This window comes from Pseudoalteromonas sp. Angola-4 (assembly GCF_028599265.1).
GTDB lineage: Bacteria > Pseudomonadota > Gammaproteobacteria > Enterobacterales > Alteromonadaceae > Pseudoalteromonas > Pseudoalteromonas atlantica.
Window position 1 is genome coordinate 1 of sequence record NZ_JAQREK010000055.1, and the last position, 590, is coordinate 590.

The following is a 590-nucleotide window of genomic DNA, read 5'->3' on the forward strand; positions in this document are numbered from 1 at the left end:
GAGGTATGTATCGCTCCCCTGCACTGGATAAACGCAAATGGCGAGTTGTTCTAATAAATAATTCGCAGCCAAGGGCTGATTCTACGCGCTTAATAGCCGCACTGGCGGTTGCTGTGCGCATATCTAACTTAGCAGCAGCTAAAGTAATACTTCGACACTCTGCTACTTTTAAAATCAGTTTTAAGTCATCAATCTGCATATTGTCTATTTTTATTTGATAATGATTCAATAATTATGCTGTTTAATTTAAGTAAAGCAAATTGTATTATGTTGCTCATACACTCAGTGAACACTGTTTATTAGCCCTTTTTTATTATGGAGAGACTACGACTCACCCTATTATTCGCGACCTTGAAAGCCGCCATACTGCTAAACGTTACGACGCGACAAAGCGCATTTCTCAAGACGATTTAGCGATATTGTATGACGCGATGCGTCTTTCTCCTTCGTCAATTAATTCACAGCCTTGGAAATTTGCAGTGATTGAATCAGACGCTGCAAAAGAGCGTATGCACACTACCTTTGCTAATAAGTTTCAATTTAATCAGCCACACATTAAAGCGGCGTCGCACATTATTTTCTTTGCTCAT

Annotated in this window: 2 protein-coding genes; one reads left to right on the top strand and one right to left on the bottom strand. The window is 39.5% G+C overall.

Annotated features, from left to right (window positions below):
* On the bottom strand, positions 1-199 hold a 199-nt coding region (locus tag PSH48_RS20740; RefSeq protein ID WP_273612296.1), incomplete at its 3' end, for a helix-turn-helix domain-containing protein.
* A 139-nt stretch (positions 200-338) separates the two neighbouring features.
* On the opposite strand from PSH48_RS20740, the gene PSH48_RS20745 reads away from it, so the two are divergent.
* A partial coding sequence (locus PSH48_RS20745; protein WP_273612297.1) for a nitroreductase family protein occupies positions 339-590 on the top strand: 252 nt, incomplete at its 3' end.